Genomic DNA, 25,089 nt, shown 5'->3' on the forward strand with positions numbered 1-25,089 from the left:
GGCCCGTGCCGGGGCGACGGGCGGATGCGGCGGCCAGGGAAAACGAGGGGCCCGGGCGCACGCGCCCGGGCCCCTCGTGTCATGCGGGGTTCAGGCCTGGTAGCCCGTGCGCCATCCGCCCTGGTACGTCTGCCGCGCCACGGTGGAGTAGGGCACGGGGCTGACCACGACGCGGACCTCGGTCTGCTCGTGCGGCTCGACGGACGCCTTCGAGGAGCCGCCGTTCGGCTCGCCCCAGACGACCTTGAGCTCGGTGCCCTCGGGCACGTTGGGGTCCACGACGCCCAGCGACAGACCGCGGCGCTCGTTGGCGCTGTAGCCGGTGAACATCGAGAATCCGACGACGGTGCCGTCCGCGTCCACGACCGAGTCGTAGTTGGCCGAGCCGTAGTTGGCCAGCGGCAGGTCGAAGAACTTGTAGCTCGGGCCGTCGACGTTCAGCAGCGAGGTCCACACCTTGCCGAGGTCCTCGGCGTTCCACGCGAGGGTCACCTTCTTGCGCTGGTCGTCCTTGTTCATCTTCTCGAGCGCGTCGCGACCGATGAAGTCGTGGTCGAACTTCACGAAGGAGCCGTAGCCGAGCTCCCACGGCGTCATGTAGTAGTCCTCGATGTTGTCCGACACGAAGGAGCCGGCCAGGGTGCCGGTCGCCTCGTAGCTGTCGACGCCGAGCCACTCGCGGTACGCGCGCTCCGCCTCACCGGTGTAGATGGCCGGGAGCGGGGAGGGGATCCAGCCCGACTCCAGCGTGTTCGACGGGTAGGCGCGCGACCCGACCGGCACGAGACCGAACTCGGCGCCCGCCTCGACGATGGCGTCACGGATCTCGTCGTGCTCGGCGTACGGGCCCCAGATCTCCAGACCCGGTGCGCCGGCCATACCGTGACGGAGGGTGCGGACCTCCTTGCCGGCGATGCGCATCGTCGACATGTTGAAGAAGCCGATCTTCTCCAGCGGTCCGCCGTTGAGCTTCTCGATGACGGCCCACGCGTTCGGACCCTGGATCTGGAAGCGGTAGTACTGACGGCTCACCGCGTGCCCGTACGGGCGCGAGGGGGAGCGGCGGTCGACGGTGAGGTCGAGGTTCGAGTAGCCGCCGGTCTCGCCGTGGAACATCAGCCAGTTCGACGCGGGCGCGCGGCCGACGTACACGTACTCGTCCTCGGCCTCGCGGAACAGGATTCCGTCGCCGATGACGTGGCCCGAGGCCGTGGTCGGCACGTACTGCTTGGCCTTGTTGACCGCGAAGTTCGCGACCGAGTTGATGGCGGTGTCGCTGATGAGCTTGATCGCGTCAGAGCCCTTGAGGAACACGTTGTCCATGTGGTGGGACTGGTCGTACAGCACGGCGGTGTTGCGCCACGCCTGCTGCTCCTTGATCCAGTTCTGGAAGTCCGCCGGGACGACGGGGTAGATGTAGGAGCCGATCTGCGAGTTGCGCAGCATCTCGACGGGGTTCTGCCCGTCGATCAGCTCTTGCAGGTTGTTGGCCATGGATGAACTCCTCTGTTCTCTCGGTGGACGCCTCGGTCGAGGCGCCCGGTGTCAGGCGAAGACGATGGTCTGGTTGCCGTGCCGGATGACCCGGTCCTCGGCGTGCCACTGGACGGCGCGGGACAACACGGCGCGCTCGACGTACGCGCCCCGGGCCTGCAGGTCCGTCGCGCTCATGGCGTGGGTGACGCGGGCGACGTCCTGCTCGATGATCGGACCCTCGTCGAGGTCCTTCGTCACGTAGTGCGATGTCGCGCCGATGAGCTTGACGCCGCGTTCCTTGGCCTTCTTGTAGGGGCCGGCGCCGATGAAGGCGGGCAGGAACGAGTGGTGGATGTTGATGACGGGCACCCCCACCTGGGTGAGGAAGTCGTCGGAGAGGATCTGCATGTACCGGGCCAGGACGACGAAGTCGACGTTTCCGGTCAGGAGCTTGACGATCTCCGCCTCGGCGGCCGACTTGTCCGGTCCCTGGGAGGGGATGTGGAAGAAGGGGATGCCGAACGACCGCACCGATTCTGCGGTGTTGGTGTGGTTGGAGATGACCATCGGGATGGTCACGTTCAGCTCGCCCCGGCGGTGCCGCCACAGCAGCTCGAGCAGGCAGTGGTCGCTCGTGGAGGCGAGGATCGCCATGCGCTTGGGCATCGACTGATCCGTGAGCTGCCACGTCATGCCCTGCGCGCCGAGGGTCTTGTCGAGGTCGGCCTCGATCTCGGGCATCGCGGCGGCCAGGTCGGGGCGGTGGAAGACCACGCGCTGGAAGAACGCTCCGCCCTCGGGGTTGTCGGAGTACTGGTCGAGCGTGACGATGTTCCCCTTGTTGCGGGTGATCAGCGACGTGACGGCCGCCACCAGCCCGGGCTGGTCGGGGCCGTGCACGATGAGGCACGCGTGATCGTGCAGGGAATGCGGGCGCAGAGGCATGGGTGCTGTCTCCTCAGGAGCGGGCGGCGGCGTAGTCCCGCGCCCACTTGGAGGTCGCGAGCAGTCCACCGAACGTGTAGAAGTGCAGTCTGACATTTCCGGAGGCCGGGTTCTGCGCGAGCAGCGCCGCGAGGTCGGTCACGAAGCGGTCAGGTCCCGCGGTGCCCATGAGGTTCGTCAGCGAGAAGCCGTACTTCTTCACGATCATCGCGTTGGCGCCCACGCCGAAGCGGCGGGCGAAGTTGATCAGCCGCTTCACGCCGGCAGGGCCGGGCGTGCCGATGCGGATCTCCGTGTCGATGCCGCGGTCGCGCACCGCCTGGATCCAGGCGGTCACCGGGTCGGTATCGAACGCGAACTGCGTCAGGATGACCGCATCCAGGCCCTGCTCCTTGAGCGCGGCGGACTTGTCCTCCAGATGGCGCCACAGCACGTCGGAGGGGATGTCGGGGTGTCCTTCGGGGTATCCCGCGATCGACACCTCCTTGACGCCGTACTGCTGCAGGACGCCGGAGCGGATGACGGAGAGCGAGTCGGGGTACGGGCCCTCGGGCTCGGCCGGGTCGCCGCCGACGGCGAAGACGTGATCGGTGGCGCCCACTTCCTGCAGGCGGCCGAGGAACTCCTCGAGCTGCCCCTGAGAGGACAGGCGCCGGGCGGAGATGTGCGGGACGGGGACGAAGCCCATGTCGGCGACGGCCTTGGCGGCCGAGACGCGCATGTCGAGGTCTTCGTTGCCGAGGAAGGTCACGTTGATCTTCGTGCCGGCCGGGATGGTGTCCCGTGCCTCTTCCAGGCCGGGGATGTCCTTGCCGGTCATCTCCAACGAGAATCCGTCGATGAGGCGCAGGGAGGCGGCGTTGTCCGCCGTGGGGGAAGCATGTGCCACTGTTCGAGGTCCTTTCCGCTCACAGGGGGAGCGCCGCAGTGCGTCTCCTTCCCTGAGGTTACCTATGGCGATAGGTAATGGCAAGAGGGATTTCAGACGACTCCGGCCGCCACGGTTCGAGCGGTAACTTCATGAGGTGGGTATCGACGAGGATGCGTCGGCACCGCGACACCCCGTGGGTGCTGTCGACCAGACGCTTCAGCTTCTGCTCCTCCTGCGGACGCACTCCGAACTGCGAGTGACCGACGTCGCCCGCGAGCTGGGCGTGTCGCCCTCCACCGCTCATCGCCATCTCTCCACGTTGGAGTACCGCGGATTCGTCACCCAGGACCGCATCACCCGCGCCTACCGTACGGGCCCTGCCCTCATCGAACTGGGCTTCGCCAGCACCCGCTCCATCGACCTGAGAAGCGTGAGCGAACCCCATCTGCGCGACCTCAGCATCGCGCTGGGTGAGACGGTGAACCTGATGGTGCTCCAGGAGTCCTCGGTGCGGTTCATCGCCGGCTTCGAAGCGGACCAGCGGACCCGCACCCACGTGCTGACGGGGACCCTGCTCCCGGCCTACGCCACATCCGGCGGCAAGGTGCTCCTGGCCGAACTCTCCAGGGAAGCACTGCGCGCCCTCTATCCCCGGGGGCTGCGACGCTTCACACCGCACACGAGGACGTTCACCCAGCTCCTCGATGAGCTGGCACTCGTGTCCATGCGCGGATATGCCGTCAACGACCAGGAGAGCGTCGAGGGGCTCCGGGCCCTCGCCGTGCCGCTGCGCGATCGCGGGGGGACCACCATCGCAGCCGTGGCGATGTCGGCCCCCAGCGCTCGGCTGACGTCCCGCCGCACGCGCGAAGTGGTCGTGCACCTGCGGGGGTGCGCCGCGGGCATCCGCGCGCATCTCGCCCGGTGAGGGGGCCAGCCGATTCCGCGATGCGGAATCCCTCGAGGCGCCGGCTTTACCGCAGCGCCCGCGGGTTGATTGGCTCGGGATCACTCGCGCCGCGACGAAGCGCGCCGAGTCGAAGGGACCAGATTCGATGAAGATCGATGCTTTCTGCCATCTCCTGCCGACCGCCTATGCGGAGCGACTGTTCGCGATCACCGACAGCGCCGTGGCACGCAACATCCAGAAGCGCGTGAGCGGCGTGCCCGCCCTCGTCGATCTGGACGAGCGCTTCCGCGTGATGGACGAGTTCGGACCGGACTACCGGCAGATCATCAACACCGCCGCGCCGCCGCTGGATGACCTGGGGCCCCGCGCGCGCACCGCCGAGCTGGCGCGCATCGCCAACGACGGGATGGCCGACCTCGTGGCCCGCCACCCGGACCGCTTCGAGGGGTTCTGTGCCGCCGTCGCTCTCGACGACGTCGACAACGCGATCGCCGAGGTGGATCGCGCGTTCGACGACCTGGGCGCGGTCGGGGTGCAGATCTACACGCACGTCAACGGCGGACCGATGGATCAGGAGCGGTTCTTCCCGTTCTACGAAGCCGTGGCACGCCGTGGCGACAAGATGATCCAGGTCCACCCCTGCCGCGACGCCAGCTGGGCGGACTACAAGACCGAGGAGCGGTCGAAGTTCGAGATCTGGTGGACGCTGGGGTGGGAGTACGACCTGTCGGCGTTCATGTCGCGGCTGGTCTTCTCCGGCGTCTTCGAGCGACTCCCCGACATCAAGATCCTCATCCACCACGGTGGCGCGATGATCCCGCACTTCGCCGGCAGGGTCGGTCCGGGCTGGGACCAGCTGGGGTCTCGGACCCCCGCCGATCAGGCGGAGGACATCACCGGCTATCCGCTCACCCAGCGGCCGATCGACTACTTCAAGAAGTTCTACGTCGACACGGCATACTTCGGCGCCGGCGACTCGATGCGCACGGCGATCAAGTTCTTCGGGGTGGACCACACCCTGTTCGGCTCCGACACCCCGTTCGACCCCGAGAAGGGCCCGGGCTACATCCGCGACACGATCGCGAACCTGAACGACATGGACATCCTTTCCGACGCCGACCGTGACCGCATCTACAGCGGCAACGTCACGGCGCTGCTCGGACTGGGACACGACGCGGCGCCGAAGGCGCCCGTTGAATCGGAGGTTTCACTGTGAAGACATCCCTCACGCGCCGCCTCGGCGCCATCGCGGTCGCCGGAATCGTCGCGGCCTCGCTCACGGCCTGCTCCGGCGGGGACGGCGGAGCAGACGCCGGGACCGGAGACGACGGAGGGGCCCCGGAGAAGGCGTCCCTCACCGTCGCGATCAATCCGTCCACGCAGTTCGCCCCCCTGTACTACGGGCTGCAGGAGGGCATCTTCGAGGAGCACGGTCTGGAACTGGAGATCACCCCGCAGACCGACATCGCCGCCATCGTGTCGGGTCTCGCCAGCGGCACGTACGACGTCGGTTTCGCCACGGTGGTCCACGCCGTGACGGCCAATGCCAACGGGATCCCCATCCGCGCGATCACCTCCATCGAGGGACAGATCCAGGAAGACGACGAAGGCACGCTCACCATCGCGTCCGCAGAGTCGGGTATCACCGACTTCGCCGGCCTGGAGGGCAGGCGCGTGGCCACCGTGGGCCTGTCCTCGCACAACACGCTCACGATGTGGGAGCTCGTCGACCGCGCGGGCGCGGACGCCGCGTCGATCGAACTGGTCCAGCTGCCCTTCGGACAGATGGCCGCCGCGCTGGAGAGCGGGGACGTCGACGCCGCGATCATGCAGTGGCCCTTCGCTGCGGAGGCCCTTGCCGCCGGAGGCGTGGAGCTGGGCTACAACAACCGCGAACTGTTCGAGGGCACTGCCACGACGCTGTTCAACACGTCGCAGTCGTTCGTGGATCAGAACCCCAACACCGTCCGCGCCTTCGCCGACGCCATGGCCGAGTCCATCGAAGGGGCCAGTGCCGACCCGGAGACGGCGAAGGCCGCCCTCGTCGACGGCCTCGGGATCACCGAGGAGCAGGCCGCGGGAGCGCGATGGAACGTCGGCGGCGACCCGGCGCTCAACGTGGATGCGTTCGAGGTGGCTCGCGATCTGCTGGTGAAGTTCAGCACCGACGAATCCGCCAAGGCGGCCCTCGAGAAGCTCGACGTCTCCACGATCGTGTGGCCGGGCGCGCTGTAGGAACCGGCGAGCGGGCGAAGGGAGAAGATGGGATGCGCAGCGCCTCGCGATCCTGGCTGACGTGGACGCTGCCGATCGTCACCGTGGCGGTGCTCCTGCTGGCGTGGCAGGCCGTGACCGCCGGTGGTCTGGTGAGCCCCTCGCAGTTCCCGACGATGACCGACACCATGGCGGCGCTCGGGCGGGAAGTGGGCACCGGCCGGGTATGGCCGGCGATCGGCGCCACGCTTGCAGGGTGGGTCATCGGGATGGTGATCACGATCCTGCTGGGGCTGCTCATCGGTACGGCACTGGCTTTCAACGCCTTCGCGCAGCGCAGTGCGGCACCGGTCATCGAGATCTTCAAGGCGATCCCGGCGATCGCGATCCTTCCCCTCGTGATCCTGATCGCCGGCTCCACGCTCCCCATGAAGGTATTCCTGGTGTGCTTCGCCGCGTTCTGGCCGTTCCTCATCCAGGTGATCTACGGTGTGCGCTCGATGGACCCGATCGTCCTGGACACCGCGCGGGCCCTGGGCGTGCGTGGTGCCCGCAGGTTCCTGATGGTGAGCGTGCCCAGCGCATCGCCGTATCTGGTGACCGGAATGCGCATCGCCTCCGCGCAGGCACTGATCCTGTGCGTCGTCGCGGAGATCGTCGGCGGGGCGGCGGGCATCGGTCGCAACATCCTGCTGGCGCAGAACACCGGAGTGGTGGCGTACCCGACCATGTACGCCTACATCCTGGTCGCGGGGATCCTCGGAATCGCCCTCACGGGGGCGTTCTTCCTCCTGGAGAAGCGGGTCATGCACTGGCACGAATCGCAGCGGAACATCCGCGAATCGAACAAGGTGGGCGCGGCATGAGCAGGATGACCACGAGCCTCGTGCCGACGGTACGGGTCCGCCGGGGGAGCAGCCCCCTGCGGCGAGTCGGCCAAGCGCTCACGCCGGTGTGGCTGCCACTGCTGCTCATCGCCGTGTGGTGGTTCGTGTCCGCCGAGTCGGTGTCGCCGTTCTTCCCGCCGCTCAGCGACATACTCGTCGACACGTGGGATCAGTGGGTGGTGTTCGGAGCCTGGACCAATGCGGTCGTGAGCCTGCGCAACCTGTTCATCGGCTATCTGCTGGGGACGCTGATCGGTGTCGTCGGCGGTTCGCTGATGTGGCGACTGAAGTACCTGCGTATGGCGGCCAACCCGATCATCTACTTCCTGTACGTCCTCCCTGCCCCGGCGCTGCTTCCCGCGATGATCGCGATCTTCGGCATCGGCGACCTCCGTCAGATCGCCTTGATCGCGCTCGGCTCCATCTGGCCGACGCTTCTGAACACCCTCGACGGCATGCGGGGCATCGACACGGTGAAGTTCGATACGGCCAGGGCGCTGCGGCTGGGGGGATGGCGCACGTACACCCGACTCGTCCTCCCCGGCGCGGCGCCGCAGATCGCGGCGGGGCTGCGAGCCAGTCTCACGGTGGGCATCGTCCTGATGGTGGTGAGCGAGATGGTCGCCGCCAACTCCGGGATCGGGGTCTTCATCCTGCAAGCACAGGCGGAGTTCGCGATCAAGAAGATGTGGACCGGCATCCTGGTCCTCGCCTTCATCGGGACCGCCCTCAACTACCTGTTCGTCTTCGTCGAGCGCCGCGCCCTCCGCTGGTACTACCGGTCACGCGCGCTCGGATCGTCGTAAGGAACCCACCCACATGTCTGCATCCGCTGTTTCCACTCCCACCGCCACCGAGACCGTTCTCGCCGTTGATGGGGTCCGCAAGATCTACAACGAGGGCACCGCGCAGGCCAACATGGCCATCGACTCGGTCTCCTTCCATGTCGACAAGGGCGAGTTCGTCTGCATCGTCGGACCCAGCGGTGCCGGTAAGACGACGCTGCTGCGCTGCATCTCGGGGCTGGCTTCCCCCAGCGCGGGATCGGTGACGTTCGAAGGACGCCCGCTCACGCAGGTTCCGGAGCAGCTGGGCCTGGTGTTCCAGGACTACAGCCGTTCGCTGTACCCGTGGATGACGAACGGGGAGAACGTCGCGCTGCCCCTCTCGGCGCGGGGGCTGTCGCGGGCCGAGCGCGCCAGCCGCGTCACGGAGACCCTCCGCAGCGTGGGCCTGGGCCATGTGGAACGGAAGTACCCCTGGGAGCTGTCCGGCGGGATGCAGCAGCGCGTCGCGATCGCGCGCGCCCTCTCGTACCGGCCGGAGCTCCTCCTCATGGACGAACCGTTCGCCTCCGTGGACGCCCAGACGCGGTTCGATCTGGAGGATCTCATCCTCAAGGTGCGTGAGGACCTGGGCATCACCGTCGTCCTCGTCACGCACGACATCGACGAGGCGATCTACCTCAGCGACCGCATCATCGTCCTCTCCAAGAACCCGAGTGTCGTCCGCGAGGTGGTCGACGTCGGCCTGGGCACCGTGCGGAGCCAGGTGGAGACGCGGGCGAGCGAGCAGTTCCTGGCGCTGCGGCGGCACCTGTTGTCGCTGGTGATGCCCAAGGACGCGTCGTGAGAGCGCCGGCAGGCGAACAGCGGAAGGACGAGCGATGACCATGATCGATGAGAAGGCCGCGGGACCGGTGTTCGGTCACCTGATCGCCGGTGCGGAGCGGCAGGGGGACCGCACCTTCGAGGTGCACAATCCCAGCCGCACCTCGGAGGTGGTCGGAGTCGTCGCGGACGGGACCGCCGCGGATGCGCTGGCCGCGGTGGACAGCGCCGCCTCGACGGCCCAGGAGTGGGCGGCCACGCCGGTGGCGGAACGGGCGGAGAGGCTCCTGCGGATCGCCGACGCGATCGACGCGCACGCCGCCACGCTCATCGACCTGGCCACCCGCGAGAACGGGAGTGTCGTCTCGACCATCCGCCGCGAGGTGGCCGCCGCTGCCGAGTCGTTCCGGCTGGTCGCGGCGTACCTGCCGACGGTCCTGGAACCGTCTGCGGCCGAGGGCGCAGCGCCCGGCGAGTTCGTGCGGGTCGAGCGGCGCCCCTACGGCGTCGTGGCCTGCATCGTGCCGTGGAACGCGCCCGTCCTCCTGACCGCGAACAAGCTGGCCCCCGCGATCGCCGCAGGCAACGCCGTGGTGCTCAAGCCCTCTCCGTTCGCGCCGCTCGCGGTGTCGCTCCTGGCCGGGCTGGCCGCCGCCGAGCTGCCGCCGGGTGTGGTCAACGTCGTCAACGGCGACGCCGAGGTCGTGCGCGCGCTCCTGGCGGATCGCCGCGTGCGGAAGGTCTCGTTCACCGGCGGCGGCGCCACTGCTCGCCACATCATGCGCCAGGCCTCCGAGTCGCTCCTCCCGGTGCATCTCGAGCTGGGCGGGAACGATCCCGCCGTCGTGCTGGAGGACGCCGACCTCGCCCATACGGCGGAGCGCATCGCGCTGTCGGCGTACCGGCGGGCCGGTCAGGTGTGCTTCGCCACGAAACGCGTGTACGTGCCGCGCAGCATCGCCGGGGAGTTCCGGGATCTGCTCGTCCAGGTCGTGGACCGCATGGTGGTCGGCGACGCCACGGACGAGCGGGCCGATATGGGGCCGGTGAACAACCCCGGCCAGTTCGAGCGCGTGCAGGCCCTCCTCGATCGCACGCGCGCACAAGGTCGGGACGTCCGGGTGCTGGGATCCCCGCTCGATCCGGGCACATGGGCGGACGGGTACTTCCTCCTCCCCGCCCTCGTCCTCGACGCCCGGCACGACGACGAGGTGGTCCGCGAGGAGCAGTTCGGGCCGATCCTCCCCGTCATCGAATGCGACGACGAGGAGCAGGCCATCGCCCTGGCGAACGACACCGACTACGGGCTGTGCTCGTCGGTGTGGTCGCGCTCACCCGAGCGGGCGCTCGCTGTGGCGGACCGGCTCGAAGCCGGAGTGACGTTCGTCAACAGTGCGATGTTCTCCGCGACGGGCACGAGGGAGATCCCCATGGGTGGCTGGAAGCAGAGCGGCATCGGCTGGGAGGGATCACCCCACGGCATCGAGGAGTACCTGCAGTTCCACAGCGTCGACGTGCAGGCGCTGCCTGCCCGTGGTGCGGCGTGAGCGGTGCGGAGCGTTCGGCCGGGCAGCTGATCGTCGACGCGCTGCGCGAGGCGGGCGTCACGCATCTCTTCGCCAACTTCGGCAGCGACCACCCCGCGATCATCGAGGCTCTCGCGGCCGACCGTGAGTCGGGGATCGACTCCCCTGTGGTCATCCTGTGCCCGCACGAGTACACCGCGCTGAGTGCCGCCCACGGCTATGCGGCGGTGACGGGCAAGCCCCAGGCGGTTTTCGTGCACACCGATGTGGGGACCGCCAACCTCGGCGGCGCGGTCCACAACGCCGCGCGCTCGCGCGTGCCCGTGTTCGTCTTCGCGGGGCTCACGCCCTACACCCTCGAGGGCGAGCTGCCGGGGAGCCGGAATTCCTTCGTCAACCACCTCCAGGACGTCCCCGACCAGCACGGCATCGTGCGGCCCTACGTCAAGTGGAGCTACGACATCCGCACCGCCGTCAACGCCGCGCAGATCGTGCACCGCTCGCTGCAGATCGCCCGCAGCGCACCAGCCGGCCCGGTCTACGTGACCGCGGCACGGGAGGTGCTCGCCGAGCGCGTCTCGGAGCCGCGCCGGGAAGTGGCGGCGCAGTGGCGGCCCGTCGAACCGTCTCCGGCGCCGCCGGATGCGGTGGACGATCTGTTCGAGGCCCTTTCGGGGGCGGAGCGGCCCGTCATCATCACCACGTACCTGGGGCGCTCGCACGCCGCCGTGGGAGCCCTCGTCCGGGTGGCCGAGCGACTCGGGGTCGCCGTCGTCGAGCACAACGCCGAGGTCGTGAACTTCCCCCGCGACCATCCGCTGCATGCCGGTGACGACCCTCACCGCCTGATCGCCGACGCCGACGTCATCCTCGCGATCGACACGGACGTGCCATGGGTGGATGCCATCCGGGCGCCGGGCAAGGAGGCCTCGGTCTTCGTGGTGAACGAAGACCCCCTGCAAGAATCGCTTCCCCTCTGGTACGTGCGCGCCGGTCGCTTCATCCGCGCGGACGGTGCACTCGTCCTCGAGCAGCTCGAGGAGCGGTGCGCTCCCACGCGCGATGCCCGCGCCGCACACCGCGCCCAGGCGGCCGCCGAGGACGGTGTCGCCGTGCGACGAGCGTGGGCGGGCGAGGTGGAGGCGGACGTCCGAGCCGGTCGCCTCACGCCCGCCAGCGTGTCGGCCACGCTCTCCGGACTGCTCGACGACGACACGATCGTCGTCAACGAAGCGATCTCGGCTGCGCCCACCGTCTGGAAGCACCTTCCCCGCCGGCGGCCGGGGACCCTCTACGGCAATCGCGGCACGTCGCTGGGGTGGTCCGGCGGTGGAGCGCTGGGAGTCAAGCTCGCCGCACCGGAGCGCACGGTGGTGAGCATCGTCGGCGACGGGACCTTCTTCTTCAGCGTCCCCTCCTCCACCTACTGGATCGCCCACCGTTACGGGCTGCCCGTGCTCACCGTCGTCCTCGACAACGGCGGCTGGAACGCGACGAAACGCAACGTCGAGCGGATCCATCCCGACGGGGTCGCCGTCCGTTCCGATCGCTACTGGGTCAATCTCCAGCAGAGCGCGGATTTCGGCGGCATCGCCGCCGCCGCGGGGGAGGCATGGAGCGCGATCGTCTCCGACCTCGGCGCGCTGGAGGGCGCGCTCCGCGCCGGACTGGAGCAAGTGCGGGCAGGGACCTCGGCTGTCGTGACCGTACGGATGGACCCGATCTCCCGCCAACCCGACGAGCCCGTTCCCACCGAAGACCGCGCCCGGCGCATCCACTCGAACCCGGAAGGACACCGATGAGCATCCCCGACGAACCACGTCCCTACCTCCGCATCGCGACGGAGGAAGCCTGGGCGCCGCCAGAGATGTTCGACCTGTATCGCCGGCACCTGGCCGACGGGACCATCCGCGACATCGGCTTCCACAGCCTTGTGGGGTACTTCCTCGGCTCCTCGCACCCCCAGCCGCGAGCCGTCGTCGAGCGCCTGCAGGACGCGGCCGAGCGCCGGATCGCCGACATGGATGCGAGCGGGATCGACCACCAGGTGCTCGCGCTCACCGCGCCCGGCACGCAGGTTCTGGACGCCGAGGAGGGCATCGGAGTCGCACGGCTGGCGAACGACCGGCTCTCGGCGATCTGCCGGGCGAACCCGACTCGATTCTCCGCGCTGGCCGCGGTGTCGTACGAAGACGTCGACGCTGCCGTGACCGAGGTGCGCAGGGCCGTGACGGAGCTGGGCCTGAAGGGACTGATCCTGAACGATCACATCCGCGGCTCGCACATCGACGACCCGCGGTTCGCTCCCCTCCTCGCCGAGCTCGAGGCACTCGATGTGCCGCTGTACCTGCACCCGAACACGCCGCCGGACAGCATGATCCAGCCCTATCGCGAGGCGGGGCTGGATGGCGCGGTCTACGGCTTCGGCGCGAGCGCGGGCCTGCACCTGCTGAGGATCATCACGTCGGGCGTCCTCGACCGTCACCCGAATCTGCGACTGGTGGTGGGGCATCTCGGTGAGGGGCTGCCCTTCTGGCTCCACCGCATCGACCACATGCACGCGAAGCAGGTCGCGTCCGGGCGCTACGAGCAGATTCAGCCGCTGCGCCAGCGGCCGTCGGAGTACTTCTCCAGCAACATCTGGCTCACGACCTCGGGCATGCCCTGGGCTCCGGCGATCATGTTCACGCGAGATGTGGTGGGGGCCGACCGTGTCATGTACGCGATGGACTATCCCTACCAGTTCGACGCCGCGGAGGTCGCGGCGCAGGACGCCCTTCCGATCAGCGACGAGGAGAAGGCGGCCTTCTTCGAACTGATCGCGAGGCGCGTGTTCGCGCTGGATTTCTGAGTCCGCGCCCCCGCGCGGAAGGAGCCGATCCGGAGGGATCTTATTCAATTGTTTCGTGACGCCCGTCACGAGACCCTTGACAATGGCCAGGCGGGGCAACAGGATCACAGGTGTCGACACGCGGTCGTGCCGATCCCGGACAGGGGAACGGGGCTCGGGCCCGCGTCGACGCCTACCCGTCCATGAGCTCGCGCTCACTGTTGTGAAGAGGTCTGTCAATGAAGAAGGCTCTTGCTGCCGCCGCACTGAGTGCGGCCGCCGTTCTCGTCCTGAGCGGATGCACCGACTCCGCCGCGCCCGCAGGTTCCGCCGACCCGAGCGAGGGCTCTTCGGGAGAACTGACCCCGGTGCGCGTCGCAGCCCTGCCCATCGCGGAGACCGGCGCCCTGTGGGCGGCGATCGACGAGGGGATCTTCGAGGAGCACGGCCTCGACATCGAGGTCGTCCCCGCGCAGGGTGGCGCCAACGCGATCCCTGCCCTCCTCAGCGGTGACATCCAGTTCGCGATCGGTCAGCCGTTCGGTCCGATCCGCGCCGACCTGCAGGATCTCGGCGTCGTCGTCGTCGGCGACTACGCCAACAGCCTGGACGACGGCACCGACGTCAACGCCGTCGTCGCCTCCGCCGACGCCGGCATCACGCGCCCGGCCGACCTCGCCGGCAAGAAGGTCTCGGTCAACACCATCGGCGCCGCCGGTGACCTGACCATCCGGAAGGCCGTGGAGGACGACGGCGGCGACCCCTCGACGATCGAGTTCGTCGAGGTCGCCTTCCCCGACGTCCCCGCGCAGCTGGAGGCGGGCACGATGGATGCCGCGTGGGTCCCCGACCCGTTCCGCGGCATGATCCTCGGCGAGGGCGGGGTGTCGGTCGTCCAGCCCTACCAGGTGACGATCCCGGGCCTGACCGTGCTCACCAACATCACCACGCAGGACATGCTCGACAACGATGCCGAGCTCGTGGAGTCCTACTCCGCCGCCATGGAAGAGGCGCTGGCCTGGGCCAACGACAACGAGGAGGCGGTGCGGGAGGCCATCGCGACCAACCTCGAGATCCCGGCGGAGGCAGCGGCCGGCATCACGCTGCCCGTGTTCACGTGGGAGCTGACGCTCGAGGACATCCAGACGCTCGGCGAGATGGCCGTGACCTTCGGATACATCGACGCGGAGCCCGACTACGACCGGCTGATCCAGCAGCAGTAAGCAGCGAGGGCGGGATGCCGCGCCATCCCGCCCCGCCCCTCCTCTGTCTGTCCGTCTCCATCGAAGGGTCTCCATGGATCTGGTCGACTCCCCGACCGCCGACGGTCTGCCGGCCGCGGTGACGCACCCCGCGCCGCGCCGCGCACCCGAGCGCAAGCGACGACGCGGAATGCGCAAGCTCGTGCTCGGCGTCGCCGGCATCGTCGGCTTCCTGCTGACGTGGCAGCTGCTGCCCACGATCGGCATCGTCAACCCCGCCTACTTCCCCACCGCGAGCGACACGATCGCTCAGCTTTTCGTCCTCCTCCAGGACCTGGAGTTCTGGCGCAACGTCGGGCGCACCCTCACCGCGTGGGGGCTGGGCCTCTTGATCGCCACCGTGCTCGCGGTCGTCCTCGGCACCGTCATCGGCCTCGTGCCGTTCCTGCGCCGGGCCACGCACACGACCGTGGAGTTCCTGCGCCCCATCCCGTCGGTCGCGCTCATCCCGCTTGCGATCCTGGTGTTCGGCTATCAGCTCCAGTCGGCCCTGCTCATCATCGTGTTCGCCAGTTTCTGGCAGGTCTTCATCCAGGTGCTCTACGGCGTCGCCGACGTCGACACGGTCGCCCGCGACACCGCCCGCAGCTTCGGGCTCACGCGTGGCTCGCGCATCCTCAACCTCGTCTTCCCCACCGCCCTGCCGTACCTCATGACGGGCCTGCGCCTGGCGGCGACGGTCGCGCTGATCCTGGCCATCACGGCCGAGATGTTCATCTCCAACCCGGGGATCGGCCGGGCGCTCATGATGGCGCGCGAGGCCAACCAGTGGACGACGGTCTACGCGCTGGTGATCGTCACGGGACTCCTCGGGCTCGTCATCAATCTCATCTTCCGGGTCATCGAGCGGCGTTCGCTGTCGTGGCATCAGTCCGTCCGAGGGGAGGAGGTCCTGTGAGCGCCCTCTACACGAGCACCGTCGTCACCCCGCGGCGCCGGTCGCGCACGTGGGCCAGGCTCGGGCAGAACACCGCCTTCGCCCTCGGCCTTCCGCTCCTCCTGCTGGTGATCTGGGGACTGTGGTCGACCGTGTCGTCGGCACGGTTCTTCCCGGGTCCGCTCGTGATCCTGGACGCCTTCATCAGCACGTGGATCGGGCCCGCCTTCTTCGTCGACGTCCTGCCCAGCCTCGGCCGGCTCGCGATCGGCATCGTGCTGGCGGTGGCCATCGGGATCGCCGCCGGCACCGTGATCGGGCTCGTCCCGTGGCTGCGCGAACTCCTCGAGCCGGTCTTCGAGTTCTTCCGCGCGGTCCCTCCGCCCGTCCTGATCCCGATCGTCGCCGTGCTCGTGGGGGCCAACGACCTCATGAAAGTCGTGGTCATCGTGACCGGGGCGCTGTGGCCGGTGCTGCTGAACACGATCGAAGGCGTGCGGTCGACCGACTCGGTCATGACCGAGACGGCACGCTCGTTCGCCCTCACGAGGGGGGAGCGGCTGCGCTACCTCGTGCTGCCGGCCGCGAGCCCGCGCATCATGGCCGGCGTGCGGCAGTGCCTGTCGATCGCCCTGATCCTCATGGTGATCTCGGAGATGTTCTTCTCGTCATCCGGTCTGGGATTCCAGATCGTCTACTTCCAGCGCAACTACCTCATCGCCGAGATGTGGGGCGGCATCGTGCTGCTCGGGCTCATCGGCGTGCTGCTCGCGGTGATCTTCGGGTTCGCCGAGCGCCGGGTGCTGCGCTGGTACCACGGAATCAAGGAGGTCGAGCATGCCTGAGACGCTGCTCAAGGTCGAGCACCTGAACAAGGTCTACGAAGCGTCCACGGGCGATGTCGAGGCGATCGGCGACATCAGCTTCACGATGAACGCCGGCGAGCTCGTGTGCATCGTGGGGCCCTCCGGATGCGGCAAGACGACGCTGCTCAAGTGCGTCGCCGGGCTCCTGCGGCCCACCGCGGGACTGGTCGAGCTGGACGGCAAGAAGGTCACCGGTCCGCCGCCGAACATGGCGCTGGTGTTCCAGGAGTACGGCCGCAGCCTCTACCCGTGGCTGACCGTACGCGGCAACGTCGAGCTCCCGCTCAAGCACAAGAAGCTGAGCCGCGCCGAACGCGACGGCCTGATCGACGACGCGCTGCAGGCGGTCGGGCTGGACCACGCCGCCAAGAGCTACCCGTGGCAGCTGTCGGGGGGCATGCAGCAGCGCGTCGCGATCGCCCGCGCCGTGGCGTACCAGCCCGAGGTGCTCATCATGGACGAGCCGTTCGCCGCCGTCGATGCGCAGACCCGCGCCGACCTGGAGGATCTCGTGCGCGCCCTGCACCGCGACCGCGGGATGTCGATCCTGTTCGTCACGCACGACATCGACGAGTCGGTGTACCTGGGCGAGCGGGTCATCGTCCTGTCGAAATCGCCCACGTGGGTGCAGGAGGACCTCGCGATCGACCTCGCCCCCGAGCGCGACCAGATCACCACGCGTGCGCTGCCTCGCTTCACCGAGCTCCGCACGCACGTGTACGAGCAGATCCAGCGCGCCAAGCGCGGTGAGGCCATCCGCCCGGGGATGCCGGCGTGACCACCACGGCGGCCGCGACCGCATCCGCGGCCGCGGCTGCCGGAGGGGCCGTCATGGTCCGCAAGCCGCGGCAGCTGCTGCTGGCCTTCTTCGGCGAGTACGTGTGCGATCGGTATTTCCAGCCGCTGCGCACGAGCGTGCTGCTCACGGTTCTCGAGGGCGCCGGAGTGGCCGCGTCGGCGGTGCGGACCAACCTCGACCGGATGGTGCACAGCGGACTGCTGGAGCGGCGTCGGCTCGGCCGCGAGATCGCGTTCGAGCTGACGCCGCACGGCATCGAGGTGCTGCGGGAGGCCTCGCGCCGCGTCAACGGCCCCGCCCCGTTCGAGCCGAAGGGCGCCGGATGGACGCTCGTGACCTTCAGCGTCCCCGAGCACATGCGCACGCTCCGCCACCGCCTGCGCGCGGCTCTGACCTGGTCGGGCTTCGCCCTCGTGCGGGATGGACTCTGGATCGCCCCGGGCGAGGTGGATCTCGCCGCCGCGCTGGACGCGATCATCCCCGACCTCCCGCCGGGCTCGGTGAATGCGTTCGCCGCCAGCGAGCTGGCCGGGTTCCCGATGGACGAGGCCGTGCGCGCCGCGTGGGACGTCGAAGGGATCCGCCGGGCGCACGAGGAGTTCGCCGCCCGCTGGGAGAGCCACGGCGAGGCGGAGGAGCCGTATCCCCTCTCCGCGCGGGTGCTCCTGGTGGCCGACTGGCTCGCGCTGCTGCGCGCCGACCCGCGCCTCCCGCGTCAGTACATGGATTCCGACTGGCCCTCCGACCGGTCGTTCGAGCTCTTCCAGCGGCGTCACCGCGAGTTCGCCTTCCCCGCCGTGCGCGAGTTCGCGAACCTCGTCGGCTGACGCGCGCTTCCGCGACGCCTCGTCGCCGTTGACGCGCCGTGCATGGGACGATACGGTCGCGAAAAGAGTCTCAATCAGGCTGAGATTCCGTCGCGATGGTGCGACCCGCGACGACGTCGTCGAAGGAGCGGTGATGACCATTCCCCCCAGGTCCAGACGTGCCGGTGCGACCCTCCTGGCTGCCGCGCTGGCGGTGCCCGCGGCGATCGCGGGCGCGACACCCGCCGCCGCCGCCGAAGCACCCAGGGTGATCGCCGGCGTGCTGGCGGATTCCACCCCCTACCGATTCCTCGTCCCCGCCGACTGGAACGGAACCGTCTTCGTCGACCTCGACTTCGCCTCTCAAGCCAGACCTGGCGCCGACGTCGAGCATCTCCTCGACGACGGCGCGGCGTACGGCGGCACGACGCGCTCGGTGACGGGGTGGAACATCCCCGGGGCCATCGACAACCAGGTCGAGGCGCTCGACGCCTTCGCCGACGCGGTCGGCGAGCCCTCGCGCAGGATCGCGATGGGATCCTCCATGGGTGGCGCCGTCGCGGCGGGAGTCGCCCAGTGGCATCCGGACGAGATCGACGGGGTGGTGTCCCTGTGCGGGGGGCTGTCGGGGTCGGTGTCGCAGTGGAACCAGAAGCTCGACACCGTCTTCGTGCTGTCCGAGCTGCTCGATCCGGCCGGGACCCTCCCGGTCATCGGGATCCCCGCCGACGTCGCCGGGGCCGTGGCGGCGTGGCAGACCAGCCTTGCCGCCGCGCAGTCCACACCGGACGGGCGCGCGCGCATCGCCCTGGCCGCCGCGATCGGGCAGCTGCCGGCCTACTCGCAGTCGGCTCCGCGCCCCGCGCCCGGCGACCGCGACGGCGTCCAGGCCGGATGGTACGGCGCGCTCACGGGCGACGGTCTGCCGTACATCGGGCAGGGCATGAGCAGCCGCCGGACGCTCGAGACGCTCATCGGCGGGAACCCCTCGTGGAACACCGGCGTCGACTACGCCGTGCAGTTCCAGGCGCTCTCCCCGCAGGTCAAGCGCGTCGTCGAGCGGCTGTATCGCGAGGCGGGTCTGTCCCTCCGGGCCGACCTGTCCACGGTCGACGGCGCCGAGCGGATCGCGGCGGATCCGGCCGCGGTGCAGCGGTTCGAGCGCGGCACCGAGTTCGACGGCCGCATCTCCGTCCCCGTCGTCACGATGAGCAACATCGGCGACCAGATATCCACCGTCGCGCAGATGTCGGAGTACGAGGCGGAGGCCCGCCGCGCCGGCGACGCCGACCTGCTGCGGCAGACCTACGTCGACTCCGCCGGCCACTGCGCCTTCACGGCGGCGGAGCGGGTCGCCGCCGCCGAGCTGCTGCTGCACCGCCTCGACACCGGGACGTGGGGCAACCGCGACAAGCCGGGCCGCATGAACGCGCACGCGTCCCGCCTGGGGCTGGGGGAGAGCCGGTTCCTCCCGTTCCAGCCCGAGCCGTTCAACCGGCCGTACACCCTGCAGGCGTCTCCCGGATAGCCCGGCCCGGCCCCTGACGGCGGAGAGCCGCCGTCAGGGGCGCGGAGCGTCGGCTGCGCGCGGGGCGTACCGGGCGCGCAGATCGCCCTTGCGCACCTTGCCGGATGCGGTGCGGGGAAGCTCGTCGACGACGATCGTGTTCTTGGGGATCTTGTACCGGGCGATCTTGCCGTCCAGGTGCGCACGGACCGTCTCGGTGTCGACGGATGCGCCGTCCCGGACCGTCACCACCGCCCACGGCACCTCGCCCCACCGCTCGTCCGGAACCCCGATGACGGCGACGCCGGTGACATGCTCGATGTCGCTGACGAGGTTCTCCACCTCGGCGGGATAGATGTTCTCGCCGCCGGAGATGATCATGTCCTTGAGACGATCGGCGATGAAGAGGTAGCCCTCGCCGTCGAGATACCCCAGGTCGCCGGAGCGGAACCAGCCGTCCGCCGTGAAGGCGTCGGCGCTGGCCTCGGGCAGCCCGTGGTAGCCGAGGAACACGTTCGGCCCCGAGATCTCGATCTCGCCCACGGTGCCCCTGGGCACCATCGCACCGTGTTCATCCGCGATCCGCACGTCGGTGAAGAAGTGCGGCACGCCCACACTGCCCTGCTTCGCACGCGTCATGTGCGGCGCCAGCGACGTGGCACCCGGTGAGGTCTCGGTCATGCCGTAGCCCTGCGAGAACGACAGGCCGCGTTCCTCGTACGCGTTGAGGATGCGGGTGGGAACGGCCGAACCGCCGCACGTGAGCTTCGCGAGGGTCGAGAGGTCGGTGGCCGCCCACTCCGGATGGTCGGCCATCAGCTGATAGGTGGTGGGGACGCCGCTGAGCATCGTGACGCCATGACGCTGGATCTGCGCGAGGGCCCGGCCCGGCTCGAACCCCTTCTCCAGAACGATCGTCGCGCCCTTGAGGATCACCGGCAGTGCCCCCATCCCCAGCGACGCCACGTGGAACAGCGGAGAGATCAGCAGGGCGACGTCGGCGGAGACCACGTCGTAGTCCACGATGCAGTTCATCGACACCCACGTGAGGTTGCCGTGACTGAGGATGGCGCCCTTGGGGCGTCCGGTGGTCCCCGAGGTGTAGATGATGGCGGCCGGATCGTCCAGCTCGACGTCGGCGTCGGCGTGACCCCCCGACGCGCCGCGCAGCGCGGGTGCCAGGCCGGCGGCATCCGCGGACCCCTCCCCGGTGACCAGCACGTGGGCGATGCGCCCGGCCGCCACCCCGGGCGCGACGCGCTCGGTGAACTCGGGGTCGTGGATCAGCGCCACGGCGCCCGAGTCGGTCAGCACATGCGTCACCTCGGGGGGCGCGAGCCGCGTGTTGACGGGCACGAACACGGCGCCCAGCTGAACGGTGCCGAAGAGCACCTGGAGGAACTCTGGACTGTTCTCGCCGAGGTAGGCCACCCGGTCGCCCTTGCCGACGCCGCGCTGGCGCAGCACCGCCGACACGCGGTCGGCGGCGTCGGCCAGCTGGCTGTACGTCGTCTCGCGCCCGTCGAAGACGAGCGCCGTCTTCTCCGGCGACTTCAGTCGCCGCTTGGCCATCCAGGAGCCGAGGCCGTGGTTGTGCATGGAACTCTCCGTCGAGTTGCTCGGAGCCCCGAGGGGCGGCGTGGATCAGGCGTAGAAGCGGTACAGGCCCCGCGCGACGATGGCGGGCTTGGAGCCGCCCTCGATCTCGATGGTCTGATCGACGGCGAACTGGTAGCCGCCGGCCACCTCGGTCACCTCGGCGATGACGGCGTTCATGCGCACGCGCGCGCCGACCTTCACGGGGGAGACGAAGCGCACCTTGTCCAGGCCGTAGTTGACCTTCGTGGTGACGCCCTCCAGGTCGAACAGCTCCGACCAGAACTTCACCGTGAGCGAGAGCGACAGGAATCCGTGCGCGATGGGAGCGCCGAAGGGCCCGGATGCGGCGCGGTCGGGGTCGACGTGGATCCACTGGTGGTCGTCGGTGGCGTCGGCGAAGAGGTTGACGCGGTCCTGCGTGACCTCGAGCCACTCCGACCAGCCGAGGTCGGTGCCTGCGAGGGCAGGGGCGTCGGCGTATGCGGCGATGGTGGTCATGGTGGTGCCTTTCGATCAGAGGAATGCGGACACGCCGGTGAGGGCGCGGCCGACGATGAGGGAGTTGATCTCGTGCGTGCCTTCGTAGGAGTAGACGGCTTCGGCGTCGGCGAAGAAGCGCGCCACGTCGTGCTCGAGGAGGATGCCGTTGCCGCCGACGACTTCGCGGGCCAGGGCGACGGTCTCCCGGGCCAGTCGCGCGGTCTGCATCTTGGCGAGCGCGGAGTTCTCGTCCACGTACTCGCCGGCGTCCTGGCGGGCGGAGAGCTGGACGACGATGCCCAGCGACGACGTCAGGTTCGCCAGCATCCGCGCGAGCTTCTCCTGCACGAGCTGGAACCCGCCGACGGGGCGGCCGAACTGCTCGCGCTCGCGCACGTAGCGGACGGCTGCGTCCAGCGCGCCCGCCTGCAGGCCCGCCGCGATCCACGCCACGTCCGACCGCATGACGCGCAGGATGCGGGCCACGTCGGGCCATCCGTTCACCTGCAGCAAGCGGGCCGACGCCGGCGCCCGGACGCCGTCGAGGGTGACGACGGCGTTCTGCATGGGCCGAAGGGACACCTTGCCCGTCATGGTGCGCAGGTGCACCCCGTCGGCGGTGCGCGGGACGAGGAAGGCCTTGATCCGTGCGTCCGCGGTGTCGCGGGCGAACACCGTGATCACGTCGGCCTTGTCCGCGCCGCCGATCCAGCGCTTCTGGCCGTCGAGAATCCAGTCGTCGCCGTCGGCGCGCGCCGTGGTGGCGAGCCCGCCGGCGATATCGGAGCCGTGCCCCGGCTCGGTCAGGGCGAAGACGCCGGCGAGGTCGAACGAGCGGATGCGGGGGTCGAGCTCGGCCGCCTGGTCGGCGGACCCGCCGTGCCGGATGGCGGCGCGGAACAGTCCCGACTGGGCGTTGTAGAGCGTCGCGACGGACACGTCGGTGCGGGCCAGGACGTAGTTGCGGAACCCCGAGAACATGCTCGATTCCGCCTCGGCGGCGTCCACGCCCCGCGGCTGCATGAGGTCGAGGGGGACGAGGGCCTCGAGGATCGCCGGCGGCATGGTCGCCGACTCCCACGCGTCGGTCAGGAGCGGCCGGACGGTGTCGTCGAGCACGCGCTGCAGGCCGCGCAGTGCGTCCTGCGCCGGCGCGCTCAGATGCGTCGGCGCGAACCCGAGCGGGTCGATGCCGAACGTCGCGTCGCTGACCAGCACGGGAACGTCAGCCCCCCAGTCCGAACAGCCGTGCGGCGTTGTCCTTGAGGATCCCCGGCATGACTTCGGGCTTGAGGCTGGTCTGCTCGACGTCGCGCAGCCACCGGTCGGGGGTGAGCAGCGGGAAGTCGGAGCCGAACAGCACGCGGCGCTTGAGGTAGGAGTTGGCCGCGCGCACGAGCTGCTCGGGGAAGTACTTCGGGCTCCAGCCCGACAGGTCGATCCACGTGTTGTGCTTGTGCGTGGCCACCGAGAGCGCCTCGTCCTGCCACGGCACGGAGGGGTGGGCCATGATGATCTGCAGGTCGCCGAACTCCGCGGCCACCGCATCCAGCAGGATGGGGTTCGACAGCGCCAGGCGGAAGCCCCTGCCTCCGGGCATGCCGGCGCCGATCCCCGTCTGGCCGGTGTGGAACAGGGCCACGACACCGGCGTCCTGCAGCGTCTCGTACAGCGGGAACCACTGCGGATCGCTCGGGTCGAACCCCTGCACGGTGGGGTGGAACTTGAAGCCCCGCACGCCGTGGTCCTCGATGAGGCGGCGGGCCTGCTCCACCGCCGCCGGTCCCTTGCGCGGGTCCACCGAGCCGAAGGGGATCAGCACGTCGTTGTTGCGCGCGGCGCCGTCGGCGATCTCGGCGCTGGACAGCGGCGCGTGGCCGAGGTTGCTCTCGGAATCGACCGTGAACACCACGGCCGCCATCTTCCGCTCGCGGTAGTAGGCGGCCACGCCATCGAGGTCGGGGGCGCCGCCGTCGGTGCTGAAGTACTTCGCGGCGGCTTCGGCGAGGTCGGGCGGCAGCGAGGCGTGCCCGTGCCCATCGACTTCGATGTGGACGTGGACGTCGATCGCGGTGATCGCGTCGAGGTCGATCGCGGATTCGTAGCGGGTCATCGTCGGCCCTGGGCGCGCGGGGTCAGGCGCCCGGCGCCGGACGCTGCAGGTCGTCGGGCAGCGGCGGGAACTTCTCGCCGACCGACTGCAGGGGTCCCACCGCGTCGGCGAAGCCGTCCTGCAGCGCCTGGTACGACCAGCCGCCGTCGTGGTAGGCCGTGGCCACCGGCTCGGGGTGCGACCACAGCTGGAGGCGGTCGCCGCCCACGCCGATGGCCTGGCCGGTGACGCCGGCGGCCTCATCGGACGCGAGGTAGGCGATGAGGCCGGCGACGTCGTCGCTCGTGCCGAAACCGAGGTCGTGGCGGAAGAACGCCGGCATCGGCTCGCCCTTCTCGTCCGCCTCGACGGCGGCGGCGAAGTACGGCACGGTGGCCGTCATGGCCGTGGCGGCGACGGGGATGACGGCGTTGACGGTGATGCCCGCCTTCTTCAGCTCGAGGCTCCACGTGCGCACCATGCCGACGATGCCGGCCTTGGCTGCGGCGTAGTTGGTCTGCCCGAAGTTGCCGCGCTGCCCGGTGGGGGAGCCGATCGTGATGATGCGCCCCGGGATCTCGTTGGCGCGCATGTAGGACGCCGCCTCGCGCACGGTCGTGAACGTCCCGCGCAGGTGCACGTTGATGACGGTGTCGAAGTCGTCGTCGCTCATCTTCCACAGCACGGTGTCGCGCAGGACCCCGGCGTTGGTGACGAGGATGTCCAGCCGGCCGTACGTGTCCACGGCGGTCTGCACGAGCTGCTTCGCCGTCTCGGTCGGCCCGACGGGCGCGACGACGGCGACGGCCTTGCCCCCGGCGGATTCGATCGATGCGACGGCGTCGGCCGCGGTGGCGGCGTCGACGTCGTTGATGACCACGGCGGCACCCTGGCGTGCCAGTTCCTGCGCGTATGCGAGACCCAGTCCCCGGCCCGAACCGGTGACGATGGCGACCTTGCCTTCGAGCGACATGAATGACTCCTTCGTTCAGACTCATCCAACTGCACACCGTTGAAGATGTCAATCATTCGCGTTGTCCATCAAGTCGGCTAACATCGATGCCATGTCGAAGCCCGCGGACACGGCCGCTTCGAGGGCCGGTCTGGGCGACTCGGTGCTCACCGACGATCTGAGCTTCCTGCTCGCGCGGGCCAACGCGCTCTCGCTCGCCGCCGGCAACGCCGCTCTGGCCGAGCACGGCCTGCGGGCGCGCTCGTACTCCGTGCTCGCGCTGTCGGCCACCGACGCGCGGCCGTCGCAGCGTGAGCTGGCGGAGTTCCTCCGGCTCGACCCCAGCCAGGTCGTCGCGCTCGTGGACGATCTGCAGTCGCGCGGGCTCGTCGAGCGTCAGCCCGACCCCACCGACCGGCGCGCGAACGTCGTGGTGGCCACGGATGAGGGACGCGCGCTGTTCGCCGTGGCCGCCGAGGCCGCGCGGCGCTCGGAGGCCGGCGTGCACGCCGACCTCAGCGCAGACGAGCGGGACCAGCTCATCCTGCTGCTGCGCCGCCTGGCCTTCCCCGCCGACTGA

Annotated in this window: 24 protein-coding genes; 16 read left to right on the plus strand and 8 right to left on the minus strand. The window is 69.5% G+C overall.

Translation table 11 applies throughout. The annotated features are described in order from the left end of the window. Positions 1-90: 90 nt before the first annotated feature. Genes E4V99_RS07560 through E4V99_RS07570 form a run of 3 tightly spaced genes read right to left on the minus strand, consistent with a single transcriptional unit; the run spans position 91 to position 3,241 of the window. Positions 91-1,494, minus strand: a complete 1,404-nt coding sequence (locus tag E4V99_RS07560; RefSeq protein ID WP_135070006.1) for an aminomethyltransferase family protein — start codon at positions 1,492-1,494, stop codon at positions 91-93. Positions 1,495-1,545: 51 nt separating this feature from the next. Next, the gene (gene purU, locus E4V99_RS07565; RefSeq protein WP_135070003.1) at positions 1,546-2,421 is read right to left on the minus strand and encodes a formyltetrahydrofolate deformylase; all 876 of its coding nucleotides are present in this window, start codon (positions 2,419-2,421) and stop codon (positions 1,546-1,548) included. Between the two features lie 13 nt (positions 2,422-2,434). Further along, positions 2,435-3,241: a methylenetetrahydrofolate reductase gene (locus E4V99_RS07570; protein ID WP_135071573.1), complete on the minus strand. Its 807-nt coding sequence runs from the start codon at positions 3,239-3,241 to the stop codon at positions 2,435-2,437. 205 nt (positions 3,242-3,446) lie between these two features. Between E4V99_RS07570 and E4V99_RS07575 the strand changes: the two genes are divergently transcribed. The 15 genes from E4V99_RS07575 (at position 3,447) to E4V99_RS07645 (ending at position 19,407) form a co-directional block, all read left to right on the plus strand. Then, positions 3,447-4,220 (plus strand): IclR family transcriptional regulator, encoded by a 774-nt coding sequence (locus E4V99_RS07575; protein WP_135116835.1) that lies wholly within the window; start codon positions 3,447-3,449, stop codon positions 4,218-4,220. Positions 4,221-4,347: 127 nt separating this feature from the next. Next, complete coding sequence (locus tag E4V99_RS07580) at positions 4,348-5,418, plus strand: amidohydrolase family protein (protein ID WP_135116836.1); 1,071 nt, start codon at positions 4,348-4,350, stop codon at positions 5,416-5,418. Beyond that, positions 5,415-6,437 (plus strand): ABC transporter substrate-binding protein, encoded by a 1,023-nt coding sequence (locus E4V99_RS07585; protein WP_167758096.1) that lies wholly within the window; start codon positions 5,415-5,417, stop codon positions 6,435-6,437. Before E4V99_RS07580 ends, E4V99_RS07585 begins: the two co-directional genes overlap by 4 nt. A gap of 32 nt (positions 6,438-6,469) precedes the next feature. Continuing rightward, positions 6,470-7,282 carry an ABC transporter permease gene (locus tag E4V99_RS07590; RefSeq protein WP_167747835.1) on the plus strand — a complete coding sequence of 271 codons (813 nt, stop codon included), beginning with the start codon at positions 6,470-6,472 and terminating at the stop codon, positions 7,280-7,282. Continuing rightward, positions 7,279-8,109 (plus strand): ABC transporter permease, encoded by an 831-nt coding sequence (locus E4V99_RS07595; protein WP_135069988.1) that lies wholly within the window; start codon positions 7,279-7,281, stop codon positions 8,107-8,109. The genes E4V99_RS07590 and E4V99_RS07595 overlap by 4 nt, the downstream gene beginning before the upstream one ends. A 13-nt stretch (positions 8,110-8,122) precedes the next feature. Beyond that, positions 8,123-8,935 carry an ABC transporter ATP-binding protein gene (locus E4V99_RS07600; protein ID WP_135069985.1) on the plus strand — a complete coding sequence of 271 codons (813 nt, stop codon included), beginning with the start codon at positions 8,123-8,125 and terminating at the stop codon, positions 8,933-8,935. A gap of 34 nt (positions 8,936-8,969) precedes the next feature. Further along, on the plus strand, positions 8,970-10,460 hold the full coding sequence (locus E4V99_RS07605) for an aldehyde dehydrogenase family protein (RefSeq protein WP_135116839.1): 1,491 nt from the start codon (positions 8,970-8,972) through the stop codon (positions 10,458-10,460). After that, complete coding sequence (locus E4V99_RS07610) at positions 10,457-12,241, plus strand: thiamine pyrophosphate-requiring protein (RefSeq protein ID WP_167758097.1); 1,785 nt, start codon at positions 10,457-10,459, stop codon at positions 12,239-12,241. The genes E4V99_RS07605 and E4V99_RS07610 overlap by 4 nt, the downstream gene beginning before the upstream one ends. Beyond that, positions 12,238-13,290: an amidohydrolase family protein gene (locus tag E4V99_RS07615; protein ID WP_135069976.1), complete on the plus strand. Its 1,053-nt coding sequence runs from the start codon at positions 12,238-12,240 to the stop codon at positions 13,288-13,290. The genes E4V99_RS07610 and E4V99_RS07615 overlap by 4 nt, the downstream gene beginning before the upstream one ends. 218 nt (positions 13,291-13,508) lie before the next feature. Next, entirely contained in the window at positions 13,509-14,492 is a 984-nt protein-coding gene (locus E4V99_RS07620; RefSeq protein ID WP_135069973.1) for an ABC transporter substrate-binding protein, read from the plus strand. 73 nt (positions 14,493-14,565) lie between these two features. Continuing rightward, on the plus strand, positions 14,566-15,429 hold the full coding sequence (locus E4V99_RS07625) for an ABC transporter permease (RefSeq protein WP_135116841.1): 864 nt from the start codon (positions 14,566-14,568) through the stop codon (positions 15,427-15,429). After that, a complete protein-coding gene (locus E4V99_RS07630; RefSeq protein WP_135116842.1) occupies positions 15,426-16,253 on the plus strand; it encodes an ABC transporter permease in 828 nt (275 codons plus the stop codon). The genes E4V99_RS07625 and E4V99_RS07630 overlap by 4 nt, the downstream gene beginning before the upstream one ends. Beyond that, on the plus strand, positions 16,246-17,052 hold the full coding sequence (locus E4V99_RS07635) for an ABC transporter ATP-binding protein (protein ID WP_135069964.1): 807 nt from the start codon (positions 16,246-16,248) through the stop codon (positions 17,050-17,052). Before E4V99_RS07630 ends, E4V99_RS07635 begins: the two co-directional genes overlap by 8 nt. Continuing rightward, entirely contained in the window at positions 17,049-17,900 is an 852-nt protein-coding gene (locus tag E4V99_RS07640; protein WP_240742749.1) for a PaaX family transcriptional regulator C-terminal domain-containing protein, read from the plus strand. Before E4V99_RS07635 ends, E4V99_RS07640 begins: the two co-directional genes overlap by 4 nt. Before the next feature lie 133 nt (positions 17,901-18,033). Further along, the gene (locus E4V99_RS07645) at positions 18,034-19,407 is read left to right on the plus strand and encodes a hypothetical protein (RefSeq protein ID WP_135116843.1); all 1,374 of its coding nucleotides are present in this window, start codon (positions 18,034-18,036) and stop codon (positions 19,405-19,407) included. A gap of 33 nt (positions 19,408-19,440) precedes the next feature. On the opposite strand, the gene E4V99_RS07650 is transcribed toward E4V99_RS07645, so the two are convergent. From E4V99_RS07650 to E4V99_RS07665, 5 genes are read right to left on the minus strand one after another with little or no spacing between them, the layout of a single operon-like run. After that, the gene (locus E4V99_RS07650; protein ID WP_135116844.1) at positions 19,441-20,985 is read right to left on the minus strand and encodes a long-chain fatty acid--CoA ligase; all 1,545 of its coding nucleotides are present in this window, start codon (positions 20,983-20,985) and stop codon (positions 19,441-19,443) included. Between the two features lie 45 nt (positions 20,986-21,030). Further along, positions 21,031-21,483: a MaoC family dehydratase gene (locus tag E4V99_RS07655; RefSeq protein WP_135069958.1), complete on the minus strand. Its 453-nt coding sequence runs from the start codon at positions 21,481-21,483 to the stop codon at positions 21,031-21,033. Positions 21,484-21,498: 15 nt separating this feature from the next. After that, positions 21,499-22,683, minus strand: a complete 1,185-nt coding sequence (locus tag E4V99_RS07660) for an acyl-CoA dehydrogenase family protein (protein WP_240742748.1) — start codon at positions 22,681-22,683, stop codon at positions 21,499-21,501. 7 nt (positions 22,684-22,690) lie between these two features. After that, positions 22,691-23,578, minus strand: coding sequence for an amidohydrolase family protein (locus E4V99_RS18610; protein WP_240742747.1), 888 nt, complete (start codon positions 23,576-23,578; stop codon positions 22,691-22,693). Between the two features lie 22 nt (positions 23,579-23,600). Then, entirely contained in the window at positions 23,601-24,530 is a 930-nt protein-coding gene (locus E4V99_RS07665; protein WP_135069951.1) for an SDR family NAD(P)-dependent oxidoreductase, read from the minus strand. A gap of 91 nt (positions 24,531-24,621) precedes the next feature. Between E4V99_RS07665 and E4V99_RS07670 the strand changes: the two genes are divergently transcribed. Further along, positions 24,622-25,089: a MarR family winged helix-turn-helix transcriptional regulator gene (locus E4V99_RS07670; protein WP_135069948.1), complete on the plus strand. Its 468-nt coding sequence runs from the start codon at positions 24,622-24,624 to the stop codon at positions 25,087-25,089.

The sequence above is a fragment of the Microbacterium sp. dk485 genome (genome assembly GCF_004570445.1).
GTDB classification, from domain to species: domain Bacteria; phylum Actinomycetota; class Actinomycetes; order Actinomycetales; family Microbacteriaceae; genus Microbacterium; species Microbacterium wangchenii.